General features: G+C 53.2%; 24 protein-coding genes. 11 read left to right on the forward strand and 13 right to left on the reverse strand.

All coding sequences use genetic code 11. The features are described 5' to 3' along the window. Positions 1-10: 10 nt before the first annotated feature. Together PYL13_RS17680 and PYL13_RS17685 are read right to left on the reverse strand one after the other, a co-directional pair. Positions 11-799 (reverse strand): hypothetical protein, encoded by a 789-nt coding sequence (locus tag PYL13_RS17680; protein WP_275642516.1) that lies wholly within the window; start codon positions 797-799, stop codon positions 11-13. After that, positions 796-2,115 carry a hypothetical protein gene (locus PYL13_RS17685; protein WP_275642517.1) on the reverse strand — a complete coding sequence of 440 codons (1,320 nt, stop codon included), beginning with the start codon at positions 2,113-2,115 and terminating at the stop codon, positions 796-798. The genes PYL13_RS17680 and PYL13_RS17685 overlap by 4 nt, the downstream gene beginning before the upstream one ends. Positions 2,116-2,274: 159 nt before the next feature. Here PYL13_RS17685 and PYL13_RS17690 point away from each other — a divergent pair, with 159 nt between their 5' ends. The 4 genes from PYL13_RS17690 (at position 2,275) to PYL13_RS17705 (ending at position 4,504) form a co-directional block, all read left to right on the forward strand. Then, the gene (locus PYL13_RS17690; RefSeq protein ID WP_275642518.1) at positions 2,275-2,928 is read left to right on the forward strand and encodes an N-6 DNA methylase; all 654 of its coding nucleotides are present in this window, start codon (positions 2,275-2,277) and stop codon (positions 2,926-2,928) included. Between the two features lie 182 nt (positions 2,929-3,110). Beyond that, positions 3,111-3,365, forward strand: coding sequence for a type II toxin-antitoxin system VapB family antitoxin (locus PYL13_RS17695; protein WP_275642519.1), 255 nt, complete (start codon positions 3,111-3,113; stop codon positions 3,363-3,365). After that, positions 3,365-3,802, forward strand: a complete 438-nt coding sequence (locus PYL13_RS17700) for a type II toxin-antitoxin system VapC family toxin (protein WP_275642520.1) — start codon at positions 3,365-3,367, stop codon at positions 3,800-3,802. The genes PYL13_RS17695 and PYL13_RS17700 overlap by 1 nt, the downstream gene beginning before the upstream one ends. Before the next feature lie 18 nt (positions 3,803-3,820). After that, complete coding sequence (locus PYL13_RS17705; RefSeq protein ID WP_275642521.1) at positions 3,821-4,504, forward strand: SOS response-associated peptidase; 684 nt, start codon at positions 3,821-3,823, stop codon at positions 4,502-4,504. A gap of 142 nt (positions 4,505-4,646) precedes the next feature. Here PYL13_RS17705 and PYL13_RS17710 read toward each other — a convergent pair whose 3' ends face one another. Together PYL13_RS17710 and PYL13_RS17715 are read right to left on the reverse strand one after the other, a co-directional pair. Further along, on the reverse strand, positions 4,647-5,162 hold the full coding sequence (locus PYL13_RS17710) for a GNAT family N-acetyltransferase (RefSeq protein ID WP_275642522.1): 516 nt from the start codon (positions 5,160-5,162) through the stop codon (positions 4,647-4,649). A 230-nt stretch (positions 5,163-5,392) separates the two neighbouring features. Continuing rightward, entirely contained in the window at positions 5,393-5,953 is a 561-nt protein-coding gene (locus tag PYL13_RS17715) for a recombinase family protein (protein WP_275642523.1), read from the reverse strand. A gap of 337 nt (positions 5,954-6,290) precedes the next feature. Here PYL13_RS17715 and PYL13_RS17720 point away from each other — a divergent pair, with 337 nt between their 5' ends. Both PYL13_RS17720 and PYL13_RS17725 read left to right on the forward strand, forming a co-directional pair. Continuing rightward, a complete protein-coding gene (locus PYL13_RS17720; RefSeq protein ID WP_275642524.1) occupies positions 6,291-6,569 on the forward strand; it encodes a hypothetical protein in 279 nt (92 codons plus the stop codon). Positions 6,570-6,928: 359 nt separating this feature from the next. Next, complete coding sequence (locus PYL13_RS17725; protein WP_275642525.1) at positions 6,929-7,543, forward strand: hypothetical protein; 615 nt, start codon at positions 6,929-6,931, stop codon at positions 7,541-7,543. Between the two features lie 102 nt (positions 7,544-7,645). Here the strand turns inward: PYL13_RS17725 and PYL13_RS17730 are convergent, their stop codons facing one another. From PYL13_RS17730 to PYL13_RS17750, 5 genes are all read right to left on the reverse strand, one after another. Continuing rightward, positions 7,646-8,209 carry an autotransporter outer membrane beta-barrel domain-containing protein gene (locus PYL13_RS17730; RefSeq protein WP_368077697.1) on the reverse strand — a complete coding sequence of 188 codons (564 nt, stop codon included), beginning with the start codon at positions 8,207-8,209 and terminating at the stop codon, positions 7,646-7,648. A gap of 356 nt (positions 8,210-8,565) precedes the next feature. Continuing rightward, positions 8,566-10,677, reverse strand: a complete 2,112-nt coding sequence (catE, locus tag PYL13_RS17735) for a catalase C (RefSeq protein ID WP_275642572.1) — start codon at positions 10,675-10,677, stop codon at positions 8,566-8,568. Between the two features lie 165 nt (positions 10,678-10,842). Beyond that, the gene (locus PYL13_RS17740; RefSeq protein WP_275642573.1) at positions 10,843-11,343 is read right to left on the reverse strand and encodes a YciE/YciF ferroxidase family protein; all 501 of its coding nucleotides are present in this window, start codon (positions 11,341-11,343) and stop codon (positions 10,843-10,845) included. A gap of 397 nt (positions 11,344-11,740) precedes the next feature. Continuing rightward, the gene (locus tag PYL13_RS17745) at positions 11,741-12,505 is read right to left on the reverse strand and encodes a Crp/Fnr family transcriptional regulator (protein WP_275642526.1); all 765 of its coding nucleotides are present in this window, start codon (positions 12,503-12,505) and stop codon (positions 11,741-11,743) included. 135 nt (positions 12,506-12,640) lie between these two features. After that, positions 12,641-13,711 (reverse strand): PAS domain S-box protein, encoded by a 1,071-nt coding sequence (locus PYL13_RS17750; RefSeq protein WP_275642527.1) that lies wholly within the window; start codon positions 13,709-13,711, stop codon positions 12,641-12,643. Positions 13,712-14,154: 443 nt separating this feature from the next. Between PYL13_RS17750 and PYL13_RS17755 the strand changes: the two genes are divergently transcribed. The 4 genes from PYL13_RS17755 to PYL13_RS17770 all read left to right on the forward strand — a co-directional run bounded on the left by PYL13_RS17755 (position 14,155) and on the right by PYL13_RS17770 (position 17,134). Further along, positions 14,155-14,769 carry a nutrient deprivation-induced protein gene (locus PYL13_RS17755; protein ID WP_275642528.1) on the forward strand — a complete coding sequence of 205 codons (615 nt, stop codon included), beginning with the start codon at positions 14,155-14,157 and terminating at the stop codon, positions 14,767-14,769. After that, entirely contained in the window at positions 14,762-15,175 is a 414-nt protein-coding gene (locus tag PYL13_RS17760) for a phage holin family protein (RefSeq protein ID WP_275642529.1), read from the forward strand. The genes PYL13_RS17755 and PYL13_RS17760 overlap by 8 nt, the downstream gene beginning before the upstream one ends. Further along, positions 15,175-16,149 (forward strand): DUF3618 domain-containing protein, encoded by a 975-nt coding sequence (locus PYL13_RS17765; protein WP_275642574.1) that lies wholly within the window; start codon positions 15,175-15,177, stop codon positions 16,147-16,149. Before PYL13_RS17760 ends, PYL13_RS17765 begins: the two co-directional genes overlap by 1 nt. 724 nt (positions 16,150-16,873) lie before the next feature. Further along, positions 16,874-17,134 (forward strand): DUF982 domain-containing protein, encoded by a 261-nt coding sequence (locus PYL13_RS17770; RefSeq protein WP_275642530.1) that lies wholly within the window; start codon positions 16,874-16,876, stop codon positions 17,132-17,134. Between the two features lie 617 nt (positions 17,135-17,751). On the opposite strand, the gene PYL13_RS17775 is transcribed toward PYL13_RS17770, so the two are convergent. From PYL13_RS17775 to PYL13_RS17790, 4 genes are all read right to left on the reverse strand, one after another. Further along, the gene (locus PYL13_RS17775; protein ID WP_275642531.1) at positions 17,752-18,333 is read right to left on the reverse strand and encodes a cysteine hydrolase family protein; all 582 of its coding nucleotides are present in this window, start codon (positions 18,331-18,333) and stop codon (positions 17,752-17,754) included. 74 nt (positions 18,334-18,407) lie between these two features. Further along, positions 18,408-19,226 (reverse strand): ammonia-dependent NAD(+) synthetase, encoded by an 819-nt coding sequence (gene nadE / locus PYL13_RS17780; protein ID WP_275642532.1) that lies wholly within the window; start codon positions 19,224-19,226, stop codon positions 18,408-18,410. Continuing rightward, entirely contained in the window at positions 19,216-19,638 is a 423-nt protein-coding gene (locus PYL13_RS17785) for a DUF982 domain-containing protein (protein ID WP_368077693.1), read from the reverse strand. Before PYL13_RS17785 ends, nadE begins: the two co-directional genes overlap by 11 nt. Before the next feature lie 154 nt (positions 19,639-19,792). Continuing rightward, entirely contained in the window at positions 19,793-20,242 is a 450-nt protein-coding gene (locus PYL13_RS17790; protein ID WP_275642534.1) for a DUF892 family protein, read from the reverse strand. 592 nt (positions 20,243-20,834) lie between these two features. On the opposite strand from PYL13_RS17790, the gene PYL13_RS17795 reads away from it, so the two are divergent. After that, positions 20,835-21,701 (forward strand): SDR family oxidoreductase, encoded by an 867-nt coding sequence (locus PYL13_RS17795; protein ID WP_275642535.1) that lies wholly within the window; start codon positions 20,835-20,837, stop codon positions 21,699-21,701. The last annotated feature ends 141 nt before the right edge of the window (positions 21,702-21,842 follow it).

Below are 21,842 nucleotides of genomic sequence, written 5' to 3' on the forward strand. Positions count from 1 at the left end.
CGGTAAAGCGTCATCCAGCGTTTGGTTCACTTGCAGCGATTGCGTCGGTCGTCAGGCGATATTTCGACATCTCCGCGGGAGTAAGATAATATAGCTGGTTTGGCGGGGTTTCCAGCGCATGGATCCACAAACCGGCGCCGATATCCATTTCGTCGAGATGTCGCGCGACACGCGCAGTGGTTGCCTGAGCGCTAGACATCGCTTGCTCCGGCGACGGGCGCTCGATGCTGCCATTGAACACCTGATGCACGCCCACTACGGCATCCTTTTCGGCCGATCTTGCCACGCCACCGGCAAATATGATTGGACAGGAGGAAGCGCAGAGCGCCTTTTCCGCAACCTTCGTGGCGATATTCCTCTCCCGGATCAGCTTGGACATCGCAATAGCGTCATCCACCGAACCTCCCGGTGAGTTCAAAGAGACCAATTTGATATATTCGCCACGAGCCTCCACCTCACTGGCAAACCGATCAGCAGCGCCGGGGTCGATGGTGCCCTCGGCACGGAGCACCCCACCGGAGACTAGATTAAACGTCATCGGCTTGCGCAAGACCTCTTCCGGGCTCGAGGGTTGTACCGGTGGCGAGCCAGGCGCTCCCGGCGCAGTCGTGGCGGGGAGAAAGGTCGGCAGGTTCGGCATTACTTCAAGCGCCGGTCGCGCCGCTTCGGCTGTGCTGATCTCCCGGAGGTCGATCACCAGAAAGGCGGCCGCCGCCGCGAGCAGCACGTAGAAGGCGCCGCGCATCAATAAACCATCGTCCATGCTGATAACGGCCTTAAGCGCGGATGATGGTTTCATGTCGCCGGACCTTTGCGCGGCGTCTTGTTGAGGCCGAGACTAGTGATGTTATTGACCTCCGTGTCGTCCGCGCTACCTTCAGTTTCTGCAATAACTTCTTCTGTCGACTTCACTTCCCTGGCCGACATTGATTCGGCGGAGATGGCCTTCTGCATTGCCAGTGTCTGCATCATTTCAGCCACGGTGATCCGTTCGGCAAGCGGCATCGTCTCATCCTGTCTACGAATTGCGCCATTTACCACCGCCAGAATGAACACCATGACCCCCGGTAACAGATCGATGGAAATGGCCCCTGCCCATGCGGGAATGAAATCCGAGGCATACCGCAGAACGGCTTCCGCCGATGAGAGCGGCACGAAACGCCGATCGGCCACGGGAGCACGCGAAAGGATCTCGTCGGCGGCTTCCGACAGCACCTTGGATTGAGCCGCAACAGAGGTTCGGATCGTCTCCATCACACGGTCCTGACGGCTGATCAGATCCTGTACGCCGCCGTCTGGAATCGGAGCGATGAAGCCAAGGGAAAGGTCGTCGGCTGCCCGGCGGATGGAGGGCGCAATCGAAGTTTGGCCCAGCGAAGCGATGACACCGGTGAGGGCCACGACTTCTGATGAGAATTTGTCGGCCCGTGGTTCGACGACGCCCGGAGCAGAGACCAGACCACGCATCGTCTCGAGCCGTTTTTGCCCTTCATTAAACAGAGTGGTCACCTGCTCACGCGATGCATTGATCCCGTTTTCCAGCTCGTTCATTTGCGATGACATTTGTGACAGAAGCGAAACGACGCTGCCAGAGCCTGTGGTCCCGGTCAGTGCGCCCGACTGCCGTTCAGATTCACCTAGCTGGGAGAAGCGCTCCTTGGCGCGTTGGATGTCCGGCAACAGGCTCTGAGCTGCAAGCGCATTCTGATGCGCTTGGTCCAGATCTCCGGTGTAGTCTTCAACCGTTTCTGCAAGGTGCTGTTCAAGCGCCGCCGATCCCGCGAGAGCAGCGGCGTTCAACCAGCTTGACATAGCCAAAATCATGACGCAGCCCATAGCCATCACCGCAAGCATAGCAGTGCGGCTCGAACGGCCTGTGATGTGCGGATAGAATCGTGCCATGTACGACCAAAAGGCGTAAATGCCGACGGATACGGAGGCGGAATAGATGACGGCGGCAAAAAATACCGCAGTCGGCGAACCGTCCAGAAGACTACGAACACCCAGATAAGTGTACACGCCCGAAGCAAGTGCGAGAACGGCGAGCGCGAAGCGTGTCATCGTTTCGACCGCCTCCAGGCTTTCCTGCAAGCGATGCGATGCGCCAAGCGCCATGGCCAATCTCCGGAAAAGGAATGTATTCCTTATACACTGACTTAAAATTCGGCGAATTCAAGGCTCCTGAAATATGAGCCTTTCCTCCATCCCGCCTGAACGCTCAAAGGTCCAGGTGCGCGTTTTTTTCCGATGGCTATTTCTGTGTCCAATCCTCATGTGTCCACCATCGTCAAACTGTTCGAAAAGTGCCGGTACAAGCACGATCTTTACACCGTGTTTTCTGACTGGTGCCAGTGCGCGGCAATCGCATTGAGCAATGCGGTCGATCTGCGCAAGCGCGATGAGCGCGAGAAACAATATCTGGAAGTGGTGCGTCGGTACGATCCCGCAATGCTGCAGATTTCCCCCGAGATCCTGGGCGCGGTCGTGATGGCGCTGGAAGAAAAGCCAACCGATATCCTGGGGCAAGTGTTTCATGCGCTGGAGTTGCACAACGCCGCCCGAGGTCAGTTTTTCACGCCCTACGCCATTTGTGAAATGATGGCGAAAATCAATATCGGTTCAGGCGATGGTGTTGCGGGCAAGCTGAAGCGCCGAGGTTACATTCGGGCGCAAGAACCGGCTTGCGGTTCAGGGGCAATGGTCATTGCCCTTGCCGAGGCCATGAAAGATGTCGGCCATAACTACCAGAAATGTTTGCATGTGACAGCAATGGATATTGATCGCCGTGCGGTTCACATGGCCTATATTCAGTTTGCACTCCTTCATATTCCCGCTGTGATCCTTGAGGGCAACACGCTTTCGCTTCAGTTTCGCGATGAATGGAAAACCCCGGCGCATTTTTTAGGCAGGATCAAATCGAACAGATGATGCGTTTTTATCGTCTGCAGCTGCGCCAGTGCCTACCCCGGCTTTGGATTTGGAAGAGCTACCAAAGCTCGATTATGCGGTTGAAAAAACGGGGCAAATCCGGCTGTTTTAGCAATATAAGTATAGCATATACGGATATACGGTGATATATATCCGTATATGCAAAATCAGGAGTAATAGGCATGGCCCAACTCTATATCAAAGATGACAGCGTGAACGATCTGGCCGTCGAGGTCATGAAAGTTACCAAGGCGCCGAATAAGACCGAAGCTGTGCGCCGTGCGCTTCAGCATGAACTTGATCGTGCGAAAGAGAAGGTCCCGTTGAGAGAGCGGATCAAGGAAATTCAGGACCGGGTTAGTAGCCGAATTGGTCCTAATCCAAAATCAGAGCCTTTCGACATGAAGGCATTTTTAGACGAACAGTGGGAAATCTAATGTACCTGGACGCATCCGCCATTGTAGCCATTCTAGCCGAAGAAGATGATGCAGGTTATTACATAGCGAAGTTGGAAGACACCAAACGGCAGATTTTCTGCTCACCCATGACTGTATATGAGGCCGTAATAAGCTTAGCTCGCAACGAAGCGAACAAGACTGTCGGCACGCAGTCGCCGGTCCCTCAACACTGCATTGACAACGCACAGATCGACGTTGCCTCTTTGCTTGATACCCTCAACGTCAAAGAAATGAGCATGAATGCGTCGATCCACGTCAAGTCGATCGCTGCCGCGAGAGAATACGGGAAGATTGTCGCTAGCCCTGCACGACTGAACATGGGCGATTGCTTTGTTTACGCGCTGGCAAAGGAATATCGCCTGCCCCTGCTGTTTAAAGGGGACGATTTCACCAAGACGGATATTGAGCGGGCATAACGCGACACTGGAGGCAACATGTGCGGTCGCTTTACCAATGAAATGACATGGAGCGAGATCCACGCGCTCTATAGCATTCTGGATAAAGGCCCGCCGCCCTCGAACATGCCGCCGCGCTATAACATCGCCCCCACCCAGAGCGTTCATTTCGCGCACAAGGATAGCGGCGGTCATTTGACGGTCGATTATGGCCGCTGGTGGCTGGTGCCGTTTTTCGCGAAAGAATTGCCCAAAGCGGCAATGTTCAATGCCAGGATCGAGACTGTTGATACGTCAGGCGCGTTTCGGGAGCCGTTCAAATCGAAGCGCTGTCTCATTCCTGCGGATGGATATTTTGAATGGACGACCAGCACCGAGGACGGAAAGAAAGACCCATGGCTGTTTCAGATGCCAGAGGCGAAAGGTTTTTCGTTTGCTGGCATATGGGCGCATAATGACAAGCTCGACGTAACGAGCTGCACGATCATCACAGCGCCGGCCACGCAGAAGATTTCAGAAATCCATGATCGTATGCCGGTCATTCTCAATCCCGCAGCATATGACGAATGGCTCGACACAGACGTAAAGGGCGAAGATGCAAAGGCCCTGTTGCGAAGCCAACATCTCAATGACGCTCTGGAGTTCTATCGCGTCGGCCGAGGCGTAAACTCGTCGCGGTACGATGGAACCGATACCAAGAAACCGATTGTAAATTCGCAATAAGGTCATCGGTGAATTGGCGTGCCACAATTGAATATCTGACCAACAATGGTCCCACCGATGTAGATTATTTCTTCAATGACATTAACGAGCTTCCAGACATTATCGGTAAGCGGTAGTTTCGCCACACTCGTTTTGGTGAAGATCAGGTGGTTTGGCTCTGACGATTGTTAAGTTTTTGAAGTAGCGCGTCAGCAAAAGGCCACTGGTATCGCAGCAGCTCGACCGTAGGGTTACCCCATCGCGATACATCACGCTTCTCGATGACGGTGCCATCGAGCTTTTCATAGATGGCAACAGCATTTGTGTTTTTAGCGAATACAAGCAAATGAACTGGCAATTTTTGCCGATCGCTATCAAAAGTCTCGATCGCTTGGTTAAGAAGCGACTTCGCCACCCCACGCTTCTGATATTCCTGCGAGACGTATAGATTATGCAGGTACGTACCGTGTTCCTTCCCTTCATTGAAGACGAAGCAGCAAAAACCAGCGATTTCCTGACCGTGCATGGCTACAAAAATAAGTTGGTCGGTATTCGGCCCAGCAAACCTTTTCTCCCACAGCTCTCTTTTTTCAAGCGGAAGTTCATTGGCCAGATAATGTTCTGGCAGGACATGGGCGTAAGTACTTTTGCTCATCACCACATGAAGATCGATGATCATTTCCATATCCGAGACTAATGCCCGACGATATTTCAGCATAATAATGTAACCCGTCTAATGTGAGCCAACCTTGCGGACAGCAAAATTTTCAGATTGACGGTACGCTGTAGGTTGAGCGTCTGCCAAGATGCTATTTCCTAGCTTTCGGGCTTACGCCAATAGATGCAAGTGTTACTGACATACCACATACTCTGCGCGCGAAAATGTTTCACGGGCGGACGAGGAGAAAACTACGTCTTCTTTTTGTCCGCATCCTGGAGCGCTCTATAGACTGACATGCGTGATATTTTGAGGTCACGGGCAATAGTTGCTTTGCTTGCTCCGGCCGACAGGCGACGGTGGATCTCATCGTTATCGATCTGCTTTGTGCGACCCGTGTAGATCCCCAAGCTCTTTGCAGCCTCAATACCGGCCCTTTGTCGATCCTTGATAAACTGAAGTTCCATGTCCGCCACCATACCTAGAATGGTGACGACCATTTTTCCCATTGAGCCGGTTGTTGAGATTTCAGGTTCAAGGACGCGTAGAGATGCACCTTTCTCCTCCAACTCGTGAGCCAGGTTGAGAACGTCGCGAGTAGACCTGCCAAGCCGATCCAAGCGGACAACAACCAGCTCATCGCCGGCGTGTAGAAAATCCATGATCGTTTCTAGCTCGGAGCGACCTTTGCGCGTCGACCCCGATCCAGTTTCGGATCGAATGATCTCGCAGCCTGCCTCCTTCAGCCGTTCATTTTGGACAACTAAATCCTGATCGTGTGTGCTTACGCGTGCGTAACCGATGCGAGCCATGGGATTCCGTAACATTAGGGTGGTTTACAATATGTAACGTCACTTTTTAGAAAAAACCACCCTTATGTGACGCGGAACTAGCGTCACATGGGTATGTAGCGTTGAGGTATACCCTAATGAAGCACCGCCCGATGCTGGAGGGCACTTTCTTTGAGGATGGAGAAATCAAGGGAGGAATTAACCCTCAAAAAATGGTTACTGTAAAAATTCGTTCCCAACCCTTATTTAGGGTATACTAAACTATCGTTAGCATCCGAATACGTAGGCGTTGACGCTTGAGGGTTACTATGTGCTCTTGCCTGCGAGGACGGGAGGAAAGCAAATGTCTAGCCCATCGATGGAAAAACCCATTATTCAGTTTCAAATTCGACCTCTCTTAAACGAGAGGGTCACGCAATACACATCGTCAATCGAGATGCGCCACCGGATTGTTGAAAAGACGATCCTGAAAGCAACGAACGATCCGACGTCATTGGTCGAGGACCCTATCGACAGCGCGCTTTTTCACCTGATGCATGAGACTGCAGTCCAGGAAATGAATATCAAGAAGGACGAGTTTCAACCCGGTTCGTTCGGCGTTCATCCGTGGCACACGGGAGGCGGCGATCCAAAATAAAACTGCAAAAATCGCCGAGCAAGTTCAAGTTGAGGAACTCGAACTGCTAACTGACCTACTGCTTGTCTGGTGCGAGAAAAACGACCGCCATACGGTAGAATTGCTTCCACATTGCAGTTTGATTTTGGAGCGCTACCGCCGCGGTGCAGACACAGCAGATAAGCTTTTTAAAGGCTTGTGAGTCACTGTTGCCTCCCCATTGCCCTTCGCGCCTGTGATCTGACCATAGAATAGCCAATCCGTCGAAATTCGGGGCATGGCGAAATCCGGCGAAATCACCCACTTCGTAAAGCGACGCCAGTAGACACACTGCAGATTCAATGAAATGAAATGGTCTAAGGGCGACTGGAATCTGCAAGATGAGTGTGATGAAGCAACTGAGGTGGGTTGGAGTGGCTTTATTAGCCCTCGGCTTTCCTGCAGCTGGAATATTGCCTGCTTGGGCGGGGTTCGAAAACGGCCCTATTGAAGTTGGCCAAGTTCTCATATTGCTCGGCGGCGCGGCAATGGCGCTATGGTTCGCGGTAGAAAGTCACACAAAGCTTCGATGGTTCTGGCTTGCCGTCTCTATCGTTTGGGCGATCTTGGCATTTCGCGAACTCAGCTGGGGCGGAGTTTTCATGCCTCCGTTGTCTAACGGCGATGAGGGACCGTTTTTCTCTTCGTCCCAGCTATGGTACAAGCCTTACATAATGCCTGCACTCATCGTCGTAGGCCTGATCTGCGCGGCATTTTCCATTAAGGGCAAGGGCATTTACGTTCTCAGGTTCCTGATTGTCACCTGGCGCTTTCCATTTGCCGACATTCTCTTGTTTATTGTCGCAATGATTGTCTCCGCTGGTGCGGAAGGACATATGGGTTTGAATTTCGGCGACTGGGGCCACATGCAGATACTGGAAGAAATGTCAGAGACTGCAGCTTATGCTTTCCTGCTGTCAGCGCAGGCAAGAGTGAAGCTTGCCCTTAGGCGGTAAAGGACACTCGTAAACCAAAGCGCTCAGACCGTGACCGTACAGCCTGATAACTCAGACCGTTGGACCGCCGATCATTTCGGAACAAACTGCAATTGATTGAGTTCACCTACAGAGCGCGGGCCGTGTCAACCGGACCCGACAGGGATGGTGAACATCGCGGTTTTTCCGGTTTCTCGCGATGGCCAACGAAATGGCAGACGAGCGCCCCACCTGTCCGGCTTCGCACTCGACAATTATTCGAATAGAATGATCAGAACTGACCTTCCATCCGGAGCGAACCCAGACGGTTGGATCGTCGCCTTGGGTTGTCACGTTGACGTTGAGCGAGGCCGTGCCGCCGGCAACATCGACTTCAGCTCCCAAACCACCGCGCAGCCAGAACGGGTTGGTTTCCTGCCCGTCGAAACTGAAAGCGGAAAGACCGGTGATGGTGCCGCTGGTGGCTGCGGTTTCGTCCTCGAACCGGTAAGCCGCTTCGGCGCGCGCCAGCAGGCGAATGTTGTCGTTGAATGCGTGAACGCCATCGACACCGGCACGGACAACCATGCTGTAGTCGCTGGTTGAATTAAAACTGGCCGGGAAGCCTCCCCCGGTTTCTGTGTAAGCATCGAGCTTTGCATGCGCACATGGTTTAGAAGTAATGTTAGAGTATACTTCAATGAATATAGTTCGGGCGTAGGCTCAGACGCACGGAACCTAGTGCCCTTTTCGTCCCTGAAACTATGGATTCGCAGCCATCCGCAAGGGCTTTCAAGAGTTGCTGTACTAAGCAGTATGGTTTGCCAACAGACAATCAAGGATTGGGAGCAGAAACACTATCAACCGGATCGAACGGCAATTTTACTGCTGAAAATGATCGAGCAAGCGCCAGGCATGGTTGCGCGGGCTCTCCCAAAATGACCATGTTTTGCTTCATGTACAGGTGGCATTCTACACGTGTTTTCTTCTTGGGACACCTTAGATAGTTGTTTGCCGAAATTTCACGATGCTTGATTGGGCGCGGATAACCGCGCCCATCTAGGCTACTTGATTGGCGGAGAAGCCTTACCAAGCTTTACTGACGGCTCACGGCCCCAGACACGAAGTTTGCCAAGTTCCGAAACGAAAGCCGACAGGCCCTCTTCTCCCGGCAAAGCCAGAACGCCTTCATCGAGATCACCTGCAATCCCCGCTTTTTCAAGCAGTGGCAAAGCTGTTTGATCATATCCGATGACCTTGCAGTGCTGAAAAGCGTCGGCCACAAAGTCTCTTGCAGTCGCCTCTTTCACCAGATCGTCAATCGCATTGGTCGACGTGAGAATGGCCACGGCATCGAACAGAACCGACGGCCCGCCGTCAATCATGTGGTGTGCTTCCACCCGCGAACCATCGGACGCCGTCACGCCACCGACTTTCGGAGCGATCAGCTCAAAAACGGCTTTCTCTTTAGTGATTGCCGTAGTCAGGCCTTTCAAAAGCTTGGCATCGACACCATCAGTGACCAGAATTCCAAGTTTGCGCCCTTCGAAACGCTTGGGACCGCGTTCCACGATGCTAAGCGCTGGCGATGGCTCGAGGTCCTGGCGCGTCGGCATGGCCGCATCCGCGGGCTGGGGCATGGATTGGAAGCCGAGCTTTTGCGCAACGGTCGTTGCCAGTGTCTCATCGATGTTCAGCAGATGCGATACCATGCGTTCGCGAATGACTGGGGCTTCTACCTTGCTGAGCTCAAAGGTTAGCGCCATGGCGATGTGGCGCTGCTCGGGCGCGGTCTGGCTAATATAGAACTGGCGAGCCTGGCTGTAATGATCGGCAAAACTCTCCGGACGAAGCCGCACTTTTGCCCCCTGCTCTTCTGATGGAAAATGCCTGTAGCCTTTCACCGGCGATTCCCGCGGGCCTTCGTTACGCGAATTTGGCTGATAGTTCGTTCGGCCAACTGGATTGCGCATCGCCATGTGGCCATCCTGCTGAAAATTGTGGAAGGGACACTTAGGCGCATTGATGGGTAGATGCGTAAAATTCGGTCCACCAAGTCGCTTCAATTGCGTATCTAGATAGGAGAAATTGCGACCCTGCAGCAGCGGATCGTTGCTGAAATCGATGCCCGGCGGCACGTTCTGGGTCATGAACGCAACTTGCTCGGTTTCGGCAAAAAAGTTGTCCGGCATTCGATCAAGGACCAGTCGTCCGATCGGCTGAACCGGCAAGATTTCCTCGGGAATGATCTTCGTCGGGTCGAGGATGTCGAAGTCGAAGCTGTCAGCGAATTCCTGGTCAAACAGCTGAACGCACAGTTCCCACTCAGGGAAATTGCCGGACTGGATCGCTTGCCAAAGGTCGCGACGGTGGAAGTCTGGATCAGCGCCATTGATTTTGACTGCTTCATTCCAGGCGACCGACTGCAGCCCTAGCTTTGGTTTCCAGTGAAACTTGACGAACGTGGACTCGTCCTTCGCATTGACAAACCGGAAGGTGTGTACGCCGAACCCTTCCATGAAGCGGAAGGAGCGTGGAATAGTACGGTCCGACATGATCCACATGACCATGTGCATGCTTTCGGGTGTAAGCGAAATAAAGTCCCAAAAATTGTCATGGGCAGTCTGCGCTTGCGGGAACGCACGGTCTGGCTCCTGTTTTGCGGCGTGTACGACATCTGGAAACTTTATCGGGTCTTGAATGAAGAATACCGGAATATTGTTGCCCACTAAGTCCCAGTTACCTTCCTGCGTGTAAAGCTTGACGGCGAAGCCGCGCACATCACGCGCAAGGTCGGCAGAGCCTTTGTTTCCCGCCACAGTCGAAAACCGCACAAACGCTGGCGTCCTTTCCCCTGGCCGCTGAAAAAGATCGGCTCTTGTGTAGGCCGCAAGTGACTCATAAGTTTCGAAGAAGCCGTGCGCCCCATAGCCTCGCGCGTGCACGACCCGCTCCGGGATACGCTCATGATCGAAGTGGAAGATTTTTTCACGAAAGTGAAAGTCGTCAATAAGCGCAGGGCCTCGGGCGCCGACGCGTAACGTGTTCTGATCGTCAGCCACTGGGCCTCCCTGGGCGGTCGTCAACACGTCGTGGCCGTCTTCAGCAAACTGGTGGAGTTCCCCGCCTTCCCCGCGATGGAGCTGCTGGTCATGGATGGTTATAATATTGGCCATCGTTTGGTTTGGCGTGGACGAATTTTTAGACGCTGACTGTTTGGGCAAAGGACCTGCGTTTTTGGACGGTGCGGATTTCTTGGCCATCGGTCTCTCCTCATGAGGGTTGATGCGCACAGAGAAAAGGCCGCCCTGCGGGCGGCCTCTTAGGAGACGGTAGATCGATCAGGCAACTTTCTTGCCCTTGGCATTTGCTGACGCTTCGGCGAGCTGCGTTAGCTTTTTATCGGTAGCTTCTTCTTCTGCAAGATTTGCCTGAAGCAGTGGGATTGCGTCCTTGAGGCCGAGTTGCTTGGCCCAGGCGATCAGCGTGCCGTACCGGGCAATCTCATAGTGCTCAACAGCTTGTGCCGAGGAAATGAGGCCCGCGTCGAGGGCGACCGAACCCTTGTATTCCTCGATGATCTCTTCCCCCTCGGCTATAATGCCCTGAATGGCCTCACAGGTCTTTCCACGAGCAGCTTTACCAAGAAGTTCGAACACCTGCTCAAGACGTTCAATTTGGCCCTGCGTTTCATCGCGGTGTTGCAAGAAACCAGCTTTGCCTTCTTCTGACTGCGAGGCGCGGGCCATTTTCGGCAAGGCTTTGAGAACCTGCTTTTCGGCAAAGTAGATGTCCTTGAGCGTATCAAGGAAAAGATCTTCCAATGTCTTCTCGGCCATAATATCTTCCTTTGTAGTTGGAACATTTAGCCTAAGTAACGTAGAGTTCACGAAAATGTTCCCTGTCATCCCCCGACGCATGAAGAAGCGGCCTGGGTCGCTGATGGACAAACCATTCGCGTTTCGTAGCCAACATTGGGAACTAGTCGCCATTGATTGAGTTCACCTGCAGAGCGCGGGCCGTGTCAACCGGACGCGACAGGGATGGTGAACATCGCGGTTTTTCCGGTTTCTGGCGGTGGCCAACGAAATGGCAGACGAGCGCCCCACCTGTCCGGCTTAGCGCTCGGCTCTATTTGCACTCTTCACCCGGATCAACATGCTGCGCGGAAAACGAAGTATAACAACATGTTGACTAATCTGTGTGACGGACCAACTGTCATCGACATCCACAGACTTCTTATTTTGCGTTAGCAACAATGATCTCGGGAACCGACAAAGTCGTTTCGCGAGGCTTAACCTGCCGGAAGTCAACACCAAGAAGCCGCTGATATTCAGCTTCTGCCAGCCCGTACAGTGGAGCAGAAATCTCGATGAGAGCCTGCCGGTCTCGCAGAACAATTCTGCTTCGTTTGCTCGAGACCACGCCCTCACCTTCCATTATATGTAACGCGTCGGTTATGGTCGGCCGTCGGACGCCTAGAACAAATGCCAAGGCTTCATGAGTCACACGAAGCTCGTGGCCATTAAGCCGGTCGAAATACATTAAAAGCCATCTGGCCAGGCCTGCTTCCACGCGTCGGCGAGTAGCGGGCCAACCAGTCGACACGAACTGGATCTGCTCAACCCGACCTGAGCGAAGAAACATCAGGTTCAGAAGGCTATGACGCTCGGCTGAAAGCGCCAGCGTTTCTGCACGGATGCGCCAGGCAGTACCCGCGACCTGGACCTGCATCGTCCAAGGCATCCGATCATCTGTTGAAGGGAAAACGTGGTTGATGACTCCTTCCCTTCCGATCAGTCCCAACTGATGGTATTCGGCGGAAAGCGGCGCCAACACTCCGATAATCGCGCTCTGCGGGAAATAGACATGGGGCAATGTCTTTAATGGGGTAGAAAGCACTTGGAGGGCCTCGAGGCGGACGCGCTCGAGATGCGGCGCTAGTTCCTCCGTAACGTGGGGCGGAAGTTGGTCCAGGAGAACATTCTCGTAGAGTTTCGACACTTATTCCTCGCAAGCTCCATCGATTTCGATATCTCGCAGGAAAATTAATCACCAGTATTCGAAAATCAAGGAATCCTCAGGTGTCTCTACGGTTTGGGGCGGCAGAGGAAAAATGATGCTACACTACTATCTTCATCAAACGCCACGTGCGTCACAGGAGAGCGTGAGCCGGATTATAAGTCCATCTGCATGCCAATCCTTCGAAATCTGTGCATTCAGAGTCCTGATCAACATTGCCTCGAGGGTTGTCCCAAAGCCCCTGTTATCCGTTGGTCCGACAGTCGCGCCTATTCCCATCGATTCCCGCCATTCTATTTCGAAACCGTTCGGCTGTCTTACCAAGGTAACATCCAGCCGCCCCTCTCTTAGGGAAAGAGCGCCGTACTTTACTGAATTGGTTGCATACTCGTGAAAAAGCAGTGCAAAGCTTGTCACCCGGTCGGCGGTAATTGGCCTGTCTTCACCGTGAAGACGCCATCTCCCGTCTTCCGTGTCGGCAAAAGGTGAGAGGAGTTTCGACAGCAGTGCAAAGAACGTGGCGGGCTGTTCAGTGGACGTTTCACCGTCGCTAACGCTGGTTAATGTCATTTCGTGGGCATGCGACAATGCAACCAAGCGGGTCTTCATGTTGCTGGCGAGTTCTGCAGGTGTCTGCGCCGAGCGTGCGGCCAACGTTATGATGCTGCTGATAATCGCGAAAAGGTTTTTGACGCGATGATGCATTTCCCGAAGCAGCATATTTTGATGCTCGGCCGCGTGTTTCCGCTCCGAGATATCGCGGGCAATTTTGGAGGCTCCGATGATCGTGCCATCACAGTCCCGGATGGGTGAGATCGTCAGGGAAATATCAATGAGGGTGCCGTCCTTGTGACGGCGGATCGTCTCAAAATGATCGACTCGCTCTCCTACATTGATCCGTGCTAGGATCGCTGGCTCTTCGTCCAGTCTTTCGTCGGGAATAAGAATTGTTATTGGTCTTCCAACCGCTTCGGCGGCCGTATAGCCAAAGAGACGTTCCGCGCTCCGGTTCCAAGTAGTGATGATCCCTTGAAGGGATTTGCTAATGATAGCGTCATCGGACGATTCGACAATCGCGGCAAGGAACGCCGCTGCTTCATGCGCCGATTGCCCTTCTCTATCGTTTACTTTGATCAGGTGCTGGCCGCCTTTTATTGTGCCTTCCCCGCCCATACGATCATCTTCCATTCTTCAAATACGCGCGATGCGAAGTGGAATATTTTTTGGCCGGCAAATGATCCCCCGTTTCCCTACAATATCTGTTTTTAATGCTGGTGCAATGGGGAGCACCCGTAAGGTGCAGCGAAACCAATTATGAATACGGCAAACAGGAGCGAATCCGGGCGAGCGTTCGTCGCAGGAACCAGAACAAACCGCTGAAGCATCATTTCAGCAGATCGCGAGTTATTGAGAGACGGCTAGCGTCAGCCAACACGATGCAAATCCTTGTGGTGACAGGGTGATCGTAAGTCGAAGTGATACCGCGACCTATACCGTGTCCGCAGGTGCGCCCAAAGCTGATCGTTCTCTCTCCCTACAGAACTTTAGGAACAGCCGCAGCTCCTTGGAACAAACGTGAGTCTTGTCCAGTTAGTAACCATTCAAACACCCCTTTTAAGCAGGAGAGTTCAATGGCTGACCGAGATGACGAAAAACCGCGTCTACAGCATGGCGACACATACTCCGTAAACAACGGACCACAGTCGCACCCGCAAGGCGTGGAGACAACGACTACTGGCCAGGTCACCGCATCCGCCTCAGACATAAAACAGAAAGTGGCTGACGACATCCATGCGGTTTCCGGCTTCGTCGAAGAGCAGATAGGTTCAATAACAAACAAGGCCAAGGACGTTGCGGAGGATCAAAAAGGCTATCTTGCTAACAAGGTGGGCAGTGTTGCCTTAGCCGTGGAGAAAGTGGCAGCCGAGTTACAGAATGGTGATGACCCAGAGATCGGCCGGGTGGCGCGCAGCGTCGGTTCAACCGTGCGCCGGTTGTCAGATGACATGCATGGTCGCAGCATAGGTGAAATCGCAGCCATGGCTGAAGATTTCGGTCGCAAACAGCCCCTCGCTTTTCTTGGAATAGCGGCAATTGCGGGTCTTGCGGCAAGTCGCTTCCTTACAGCATCGGCGCCAGGCAATGGTAACGAGACTCAAGTCTCAACGGCTCGAGTAACTGGCACTTCAACTCTGACGACGAATGAGCCAACTACCACTACAGTGAAGGGGCATTCCAATGGCTGACAAGGAAAATCGTTCCCTGCCTGAGCTCGTTACCGGATTGGTAAGTGACATCTCAGGCCTTTTCCGCAAGGAAATTGATCTGGCCAAGGCAGAGGCTTCGGAGAAGATGTCTCATGCCTTGTTGGGCTTAGAGGCTTTCGCCGCTGGCGTCATCCTTGCGATTTGCGCCATCGGGGTGCTACTCGCAGCGCTTATCAAAGGCCTAACCGTGTTCTTGGTAGCGCAGGGTATGTTAGAAACTACGGCTGACGCTCTTTCATCGATCGCGGTAGGTGTTGTCGTAGCACTTGTGGCATGGGTGCTGATTGCGCGTGGCCTTTCGTCTTTCAAAGGCGAAAATCTTAAACTTGAACGAACAGCGGCCTCGCTCCAGCGTGATGCTCAGGTAGTAAAGGACAGAACGTGATGGCTTCTACATCAGAAAATCCAAAGTCCGCGGAGATCGAACGGGAAATTGCTGAAGATCGCCGACGCATCGAAGACAGATTGGACGCGATCCAGCAACGCATGTCGCCTGGTCAACTTGTGGATGAGGTTTTGGCTTATGCCAAATCATCCGGGGGCGGCGAATATGCATCTAACCTCGGGGCTGCTGTCAAAAGCAATCCTGTTCCTGTGGCACTCGTCGGAGTGGGCCTCGCTTGGCTCATGGCTGGGCCAAAAACTGGATCCTCGGTTTCTCACCGAGCGGAAGATGAGTATCCGCTTGCCCAGGTAAGTGGAGATTTGCGACGGACCGGACCGGTCCAAACGGAGGGCGACCTGCGTTACACTAGTTTTACTGACAGTGGCGGGGGCCGGTTCAAAGCCTTGACCGATGAAGCCGGTAGGCGCGCGGGTCACTTTGTTGACGAGAGCGGCAAGAAGTTTCGTGGTTTTGCTGACGCGTCGGGCCGACAGATACATGATATCAGGGACGAAGCCGGCCACCTTCTTGACGAAGCATCTGGTTGGGTATCTAGCAGTTGGCATGAGCTGAAGAGCTCAGCTGGAAAGTTTGGTGAGCAAGTCGCCGACATGGGCCAATCCGCGCGCGATACAGGCTCGCACGTCAACGAGGCAATTCTCCGACATTTCAAGGACCAACCACTCGTGGGCGGAGCCCTTGCCTTTGCGGTGGGCGCTGCTATCGGTGCAGCCTTGCCGCGGACAGAGGCTGAGGACACGGCGATAGGGGAAATTTCGGACGACGTGAAATCTCGAGTTTCCACCGAAGTCGCAACCCAAATCGACAAAGCCGAGAAAGTTACGTCGGATGTGTATGACAAAGCGATAGCAGTTGCAGCGGATGTGCACGATGTGGTTCGCGACCGCGTCATCGAGGAATCACAGTCCGTAACGAGCACACCGCAATCGTCTGTTTCGAAAGACCCTGCTTAGTTCCAAAACAAGACGCAGGCGAACAGCCTGCGTCTTTGACAGCAGCTCTTTTGCGGGCACTTATCTTTCTTTCGCACCATATAACTCAAGACCATTCCGCCTTGGCGATGGAGGGCGACATTCCACCATTTTGCCGAAGGTGGCCACGAGATAGTCACTCGCCAGTCCGCTCTGATCCATAACTTCTCCACCCGGAGAAAATCCTCCACGGAGATCGTCTGTAAATCCCCGGGTCGACTATTCGAGTTGCGGAGGAATTCATTTTGGCACCGTAAACCTGGGTTGTCCCTCTCTGCGGTCGGTGTCGCTATGCGAGAATGCGAGACGGCTTTAGAGCCACTGCCGTCCCTGAGGCCGTGCTTATACGCGACAGGCAATCCCCTCGACCCTTGCTGCGCCTTTAGAACTTCTCCAAGCCCTTGCCGATGACAAACGCCTGTATTTAATGAAACTTTTCCCCGGGCGACTGGGATCCAACAGTGCTTGCCCTACATTAGGAGAATCTCCATATTCGTTTGCGCAACGGTAAGGCCCGCTTGATGATGCGTCCGACTTTCCGAGGAAGTTCTCTGATCATGATAATCCAGGGCTTTCTCCACCAGCACTGCGGGAAGAAGTTTTCCTGAACGAGCTCTGTTCCCTATTATTATGACGCTAGCTCAACCTCAACTCAGTATGCTAATCTTCCGGTAGGTCGACGAGAGATCGACCGTAGGAGGAGATAATGAAGCAGCAAGCAGAGTCTGTCAGTGTGGTCTGGCCGCAGCCGGTTTTGGTTCGGATTGGATATGGTTCATCCGAGGTGGTGGAAGGACCGGGGCGCGCGATTGAGATGCTCCAGCATCGCTGGCCTAGTCGACGTGGACTCCACTACGATCGAGCGAAAAACGCGTGCATACTGGCCGCAGCAAGAAACAGTTCGCCCCATGTCGCCCGCGAGGAGTTTATTGCGGCTGCGCTCGAGGCTGACGTGCTAGCACATTAGGCAACAGGTATTAAGCCAAAAGAGCCTAGGCAGGGCATGGGTGAAGTCATCGGGGTGCCAGGTTGCCGAACCCGACGTCGTTCGAAATGCTGCCTGTCACACTGGGAGTATCAATAGGCTGCTATGACCCTTTACGTGCGCGAGACGGACCTAGAGTGGCAGGGTCTTTTTTCGACCGAGGCGTGAATCCATCGTGCCATACCGGAACTGATAGAATGAGATCACAGTAAGCTCGCAGTGAGGCAACGCTGCGCGCCCGGACCGAGGAGCGATTTCGGCATGAAGTCTGATCTAAACAGATTCACCGCGCTATTGGATGCTGATGCTATCGAATTGCTCACCGATATGCTGATCATATGGTGCCCTAAAAACAAGCGCGATCCATCAGGGCTTTTGCCAAAACGGGACGTCATTTTGCAGAGATTTCGATCTGGTGAATATAACACGAACCGCCTTTTTGTCGATCTGTAGGGGCTGATCCGCAGGGATTTTTGATAGGACGATGGAGAGTTTTCTGCCGAACTTGCGCTGCACTAAGTGGCTCAATATTGAATATGGGGAACTAACGCCTTGGTTGCTTCGCAAATGATCCAGCGCAGTTGAGTCTTAAGCAATTATCATATGGGTGACGATCGCCTCAGAAATTCCTCAGTAGTGAGAACCTCGACCTGGACGGAAAATCGGCTAGCTAAAAGCTCCAGGGACGCATCGTGTGTATCATCCGCGCCACTGCAGACGGCATCCCTAAGCAGGATAACTTTATAGCCCAAGTCAATAGCGCCAAGGACGGTCGCGAGCACACACATATCAGTTTCACCGCCGGTGATAACTAACGCAGTCACTTCCTCTTGGTCCAGTAATGGATGAAGATGTCCGCTGGTCCACGGTGAGTATGTGCTTTTGTCGAACACTCTAGCAGGGGGGACCAGGCTCCTTAGCTCAGGTATCAAATCAACCATTCCCGGTGCAAGGACCGGGAGCGTCATCTCGTGCCACTTTTCGTAATAGGTCTGCCACATACCGGGCATATCGGACGGATGCCGAGGAGGTACAAAGCGTGTAAATATCGTACGCTCGCGGTGATATCGGGAGACCTCAAGGACCTCGTCCACGACCCGCTTCATCCAAGTAACATGCCACGGTGTGTCTTCTGAAAACATCCTCTGCATATCGATGCATAAATGAACCCAATTGTTCATGAGCCCTCCTCGCCAGACTTAATCTGAACGCTATTCACAAGTGTGTCGGCCGAGCATCCGATGTGTCCAGGAGCTCAGTTAGGTGTGACAGCTAACGCGCGTTTGTGACCAGAGCGGCGGTATGCTGTCAAAATTTTCTGAACAGCTTCGGGCTGGATCTGCTTACCCTCGAGGAAGTCGTCGATCTCATCATATGAGACGCCGTATACCTCCTCATCGGGTTTCAGCGGGGCATCACTTTCCAAATCCGCCGTCGGTATTTTGTAAATCAATTCGTCAGGCGCACCAAAATAACGCGCAAGCGCTCGCACACGGCGTTTGTTGAGTCCCGCTAGCGGAAGAATATCGGCAGCTCCGTCCCCGAATTTGGTGAAGAAACCCATTAACGCTTCGGCTGCATGATCGGTCCCCACGACGAGACCATCAGCGCCTGCTGCAAGTGCGTATTGAGCGATCATTCGCTGCCTGGCCTTGATATTACCGAGGTGGAAATGAAGACGGGGCCCAGAAAGCAACTGATCGGCGTCACGTCTTACTTCCCTTAGCATAGCATCAGCTGCGGGCTGTATATTGACAGTGATGACTTCATCCGGCTCGATGACTGAAAGGCATTTTCGTGCATCTTCCTCATCCACCTGGCGTCCATATGGAAGTCTCACCGCAATGAAGCGCGCTTCATACCTGTCGGATCGCAGTGACTGGACGGCCAATTGCGATAAAAGCCCAGCGGTAAGGGAGTCCACCCCACCGCTAATACCGAGAACAAGCGCCTTGGTACCTGACGATTTCACATAATCTGTCAGGAAGGTAGTTCGCCGCGCAACCTCATCGCTCGCGTCGAAGGTATCTGTTACACCAAGAGCACGGATAATATTCTTCTGATCATTTGTCATGCCTAAGGCCTATAACCGGTGGACGCTCAGCACTGGCATTGATTGAGTGATGTAACGCCCCCCCAGTGGCGAATGGGAGCATCCCCTCTCGACGCATCTCCGACGGGAGCAGTCCCGCTTCACGCGCAGCTAAAACGAACCGCTCTCGCGTTTCTTCCGGCGTTTCACGCCCATCAATAGCCGCCCTGCATGAGCTCCGTGCCGCCACGTAGGCAGGACCGCTACTGTCAGGCCATTCATCCATGAGAAAAATAAGGGCCGCGAAGGGGCCATGCACAGTCTGCATGCCACTGTGAGGCATTGTTAGTTCGAGTGGTATGCCCCAACTGAGTGCTGACATATTCGTTCCTCCAAAAGCCGGTAACAATGCGCTACCTGATATGTTCCCGTTATTGCCAAAAAAACAGGGCATTGTTTTGTGTCGAGGTAGAGCGTCAGACTAAGGATGGTTTACGGGGAGCGCCCCCTCGTCATCCCGTCTCCAGCAGGTAACTGTCTGTCGCTGCAGGCTATGGTTTGTTCGGGAGGTTATCTTTAGATGAGGGTCCTCCCGACGATTATCAAGATCAAATGGCCTTGGCCGTCGATTCCATCCAGGCACGATGGCGGAGCTCATCTTCATGGGCCTTCATGAAAAATGCTTTCGACTGGGGGATGGCATCTTCGTGACGCGATGCTCGCTCGTAAGCAGTGACGGTGTCATCTTCATTCGTCTTCATGGCTTTCAGGATCGCTGAGTCGCCCATCAGGTCTGCAAGCGCGATCTTGCCTGTCGTTAGCATCTGCTTCATGTCGCCTTCGGTCGGGGCTTCGATGCCAAGCTCTCGAGCCATGTCGTTCAAGACGGAAACATGCTGAAGATGATCCTGCTTGAACTCGGCGATTTTCGCACTGAGTGCTTTGTCGTCCAGCCGCTCGATGCAGGAATCGTATGCGGCGATTGCGTCATGCTCTAGATAAAGAAGGTCTTTGACGAGCTTTTCGATGTTGCCTTCGTTGCCAACCATAGTGACCATTTTTTTGCAAACTCCATTTGTGATAGGACCTCGAAAACGTTGGTTGGCTGATGTTGTTCCCTCGAGGGTCGGGACTATACGCGACCAGACGCAGTGGCTTAGATAGGAGCCAGGTTCGGTCGAAATTTACTGAAGGATACGGTTTGCTAATATGTTGGCGGCTGAATCCAACAGAAAGAAAATCAGCGAAATCTTCGAACGCTTTTTTCCCCAAATTTACGACCATTCTCGCCAGTCGCCGACAGGGCTAGTCAACCACTTCCTTCAAAATGAAAATCCGAAATAATTACTAGAGAAGCCAGCTTCCACTTTTTCACTATGTAAAGAGCATCTCAGGATCAACTGCCGGTTCCAGGATGCGCCGCCGCAAAACGAACAGTGTTTCGTCTTCTGCAAGATCGCACCTCGTCACATTAGGAAGAGGCCCTTAGGATCCAAGCGGCTTTACAAGTTTCCAACACTAAGGATAAAGGTAACATTGATTATTAGTATAAAAGTACCGTCACCTATTTCCTCCTAGCGTGGCAAGAAATCGTCTGTAGGGAACCCAGATCACACTCCAGGGTTTAATCGCTAAGCCCAAAGGAGAGCGATGATGGACGACACTCGATACCCTAATCCGCCATATCCTAAACAGCAGCAGGAGCCGCCCGGTAAGACTGCTATGATGCAGCCTGTCCCAGATCATGGCGAGCATTCCTATAAAGGTGATGGCAAACTTACAGGGAAAGTCGCTCTCATTACCGGAGCCGACTCCGGGATTGGCAAGGCCGTCGCTATCGCTTTCGCCCGGGAAGGTGCCGACATCGTTATTTCCTACCTCAACGAGGACGATGATGCCCGCGACACCGCAAAATGGGTGGAGGACGCCGGCCGGAAGGTACTTGTCATTCCTGGCGACATCAAATCCGAGGAACACTGCACCGACATTATACAACGCACCGTCGACGAGCTCGGTGGCATCGACATCCTTGTAAACAACGCCGCTTTCCAACGAACCTATGATGACATCGCCGATATTACGGGTGATGAGTGGGATGAAACTTTCCGAACCAACATCTACGCGCCATTCTTTCTCTCGAAGGCTGCTACTCGTCACATGAAGCCGGGCAGTTCAATCATTAACACGACCTCGATCCAGTCAAGGCAGCCATCGCCGCAGCTTTTGGCCTATGCGTCCACAAAAGGCGCCATCTCTAACTTCACCGCAGGTCTGGCCGAAATGCTTGCAGACAAAGGCATACGTGTAAATGCGGTTGCGCCCGGGCCAATTTGGACTCCACTTATTCCCTCGACAATGTCAGCTGAAAAAGCAGCCAAGTTTGGTGAGAACACCCTTATCGGTCGGGCCGGGCAACCAGCACAACTGGTCGGCGCTTACGTCCTGCTTGCCTCTGCGCTGGGAAGTTACATGACGGGGGCCGTCATTCCTGTTACGGGCGGCGAAATCATGATCTGAAAGGCAACTGGCTGCCGACTCACGCATGCAACCGCATACGGAGGGCCTTCAACGGACCTAAAAAAATTTGAGGAAAATCTTGAAACCCGTTTTTCCCAAAATTAGATCATTGTCGTCAGTCGCCGACAGGGGCTGACAGAA

The organism is Agrobacterium sp. Azo12 (assembly GCF_029193765.2).
GTDB lineage: Bacteria > Pseudomonadota > Alphaproteobacteria > Rhizobiales > Rhizobiaceae > Agrobacterium.